Origin of the sequence: Plasticicumulans sp., from assembly GCF_035331805.1 — a bacterium.
In the GTDB taxonomy this organism is placed as follows: domain Bacteria; phylum Pseudomonadota; class Gammaproteobacteria; order Competibacterales; family Competibacteraceae; genus Plasticicumulans.
In genome coordinates this window covers 1-3038 of the sequence record NZ_DAOLKE010000393.1, presented here as the reverse complement: position 1 = coordinate 3038, position 3038 = coordinate 1, and the positions used below count along the sequence as shown (strand labels likewise).

2 protein-coding genes are annotated in these 3038 nt (G+C 71.6%); both read left to right on the top strand.

The window, feature by feature from the left end:
* Window positions 1-173 precede the first annotated feature (173 nt).
* Window positions 174-1553, top strand: coding sequence for an AAA family ATPase (locus PKE44_RS17375; protein ID WP_324553778.1), 1380 nt, complete (start codon window positions 174-176; stop codon window positions 1551-1553).
* The coding region (locus tag PKE44_RS17370; RefSeq protein WP_324553776.1) for a VWA domain-containing protein at window positions 1546-3038 on the top strand (1493 nt) is incomplete at its 3' end. The genes PKE44_RS17375 and PKE44_RS17370, both read left to right, overlap by 8 nt.

Sequence of the window (3038 nt, the reverse complement as noted above, 5' to 3'; positions counted from 1 at the left end):
GAAACTCCGGAAACGATCAGCATCAAGCCATTGCCGGGAAACGAAGTTCATCCCGTCCCGTAATGGTTTCTCCGGAATGAAGGCAACACGGCAGCGGTCTGCCGCTTCCGGACCCCTCATGGCAGGGCCGGTGGCAGTAGACTGCCAGGATTCCGCTTCCGGAGGTCGCTCGCATGAGCAGTGAGCTGTACGAACGGCTGCGCGGGCTGCTCGATGCCCTGTCGGCCCATCTGATCGAGCGCGACACCGAGATCCGGTTGTCGCTGCTGGCGGCGCTCGCCGGCGAGCACCTGCTGCTGCTCGGGCCGCCCGGCACCGCCAAGAGCGAACTCGCGCGCCGGCTGCGGCATGCGCTGCGCGATGCGCGCTACTTCGAGCGTCTGCTGACGCGCTTCTCGGTGCCCGAGGAACTGTTCGGGCCGCTGTCGATCGTCGCGCTCGAACAGGACCGCTACGAGCGCCAGACCGCCGGCTTCCTGCCCGAGGCCTCGATCGCATTCATCGACGAGGTGTTCAAGGCCAACAGTGCGATCCTGAACGCGCTGCTGACGCTGCTGAACGAGCGCGAGTTCGACAACGGCAGCCGGCGCCTGCGCACGCCGCTGGTGACCGTGCTCGCCGCGAGCAACGAGGTGCCCGAGGACGAGGCGATCGCGGCCTTCCATGACCGCTTCCTGCTGCGCTGCGACGTGCAGCCGGTCGGTGCCGGACGCTTCCCGGAACTGCTGGCGCTGCCGGATGACATCGCGATCACGGTGCCGGATGCCTGCCGCTTCGATCACGCCGAGCTCGATGCGCTGCGCCAGGCTGCGGCCGCCGTGGCGCTGCCGGCCGCCGTCGTCGAGCTGATCGCCGACCTGCGCGCCTGGACGCTGGAGCAGGGCATCGCCGTCACCGACCGGCGCTGGCGCAAGCTCGCGCAGTTGCTGCGCATCGCCGCACACGCGCACGGGCGCAGCCAGGTCGATCTGTGGGACTGCGCGCTGCTCGTGTACGGCGTCGGTGAAACCGCCGCGCAGCGCGCCACGGTCGCGCAGTGGTACGGCGAGCGCCTCGGCACCGATCGCGTGCTGCAGCCGGCGCGCCTGACGCGCGTCGTTGAGTCCTTCGAGGCGCAGCTCGAATTCGAGCGCACGGCGACCGACCTGAACTACGACGCCGCCGGGCGCCTCGCGCTCGAAGCCGGCGCCGAGGACGACGACAACGGCCTGCGCAGCTCGCGGCGCAAGGGCCTGTCCGGCTTCATCCGTCCCAAGCAGTACGGCGAGCGTCACATCGGCGCGCGCGTCGAGCAGGTCGGGGCGCTGCTCGCCGAGTTCGATGCCGCGCTCGGCGGGCTGGATCGCATCGCGCTCGAACTGGAAGAGACCGTGCGGCTGCATCTGTGGCTGCCGCCGGATTTCGCCGATCGCGTCCGCGAGCCGCTCGCTGTGACCCGTGCTGTGTTTGCGGCGCTGCGCGCGCGCGTGATCGACGTGCGCGAAGGCTTCGCCGCGCTGCCGCTCGCCGATGAGCCCGGTACGGCCCCGGCGCCGATCGCCGTCGATGGCTGATCCCGGGCTGACGCAGGCCGCATCGACTCCGGCCGCCGTCGTCGCCGCGGTCGAGACCCCGCTTGCACCCTTGTCCGAGCTGCCGGCGCGCCTCGGCACGCCGGCCATCGTCTGCGCACACGGCGAGCTGCACGCGCGCCTCGCCGTGCTGCCGCAACTGCGGGCGGCGCTGATCCGTGGCGAACGGCCGCCGCCCGGCTGGCCGCACGGCGTGCTGCGCGAGGCGCTGTTCGACACGCTCGATCGGCTCGATCTGCCGGCCTTCTGCACCGGCCAGCCGGAACTCGCCGATCGCGTGCTGCTGTCGCTGCTGTTTCACGCCGACCGCACCATCGACGAACCGGCCGGCACCAGCGAAGAGGATGCTGCTGCGCGGGCCGCTGAACGCTTCGCGGCCGACTGGGCGGAGATGGTCGAGGAAGTGCGCGAGTGGCGCTGGGTGTTCGACGCGCTCGGCGATGTCGCCAAGGCGATGCGCTGGAACGAGGCGCGCGGTCTGCTGAAATCGGCCGGCTGGCAGGACCTGGTGCGCATCCGCCGGCTGCTCGAACGCCTGGAGCCGCTGTCGGTGGCGATCCGCAGGCTCGGCCGTGCGCTGCTGACCGACGACCCCGACCCCGACAGCGCCCCGGTGCTGCCGCAGTACGAATCGGCCGTCGAACACCGGCGCCAGTGGCGCGAGATCACCGTGCCCGAGGTTGCCGGCGAAACCTGCGGCCTTGAACGCTCGGCGCGCGTCGCGCGCATGCTGCCGAGCGAAGCGCAGCTGCTCGGCCATCCGCGGCTGCGCAAGCTCTGGTTCGCGCGCTTCGCCGAACGCACGCTGCTCACCTACCGCGAACGCAACCGCGCGCGCGAGCACGTCGTCGTCGAGGTGCCGGTGCTCAAGCCCCTGCCGCAGCCGCTGCCCGAGCGGCGCATGGAGCGCGGGCCGATCGTCGTCTGCGTCGATACCTCGGGTTCGATGCAGGGCGCGGCCGGCGAGGTCGCCAAGGCCGCGGTGCTCGAAGCGATGCGCGTCGCGCACGCGCAGCAGCGGCCCTGCTACGTCTATGCGTTCTCCGGCCCCGAGGACATCGCTGAGCGCGAGCTGCCGCTGAGCGTCGACGGCGTCGAGGCGCTGCTCGATTTCATCGCACAGAGCTTCTCGGGCGGCACCGACATCGCCGGCCCGCTCACGCGCGCGCTCGATCGCATGGACGATGCGCAGTGGCGGCTCGCCGATGTGCTGATCGCCAGCGACGGCGAATTCGGCCTGCCGCGGCTGCTGGTCGAGCGCCTCGCGCAGGCGAAGCGCGCGAGCGGCCTGCGCATCCAGGGCGTGCTGATCGGCGATCGCGAGACGCCGGCGATGCGGGAGCTCTGCGACGAGCTGCTGTGGGTGCGCGACTGGCGCAGCTACGGCCCCGCCGCCATCAGCCGCGGCGCGGCGCCGGTCGAGGCGCGCAGCCTGACGGCGAAGTACTTCCCGGGCGCGCTGAAGTA

Coding starts and splice junctions, on each gene's coding strand:
- PKE44_RS17375 (WP_324553778.1), top strand. CDS start 174: ATGAGCAGTGAGCTGTACGAACGGCTGCGCGGGCTGCTCGATGCCCTG.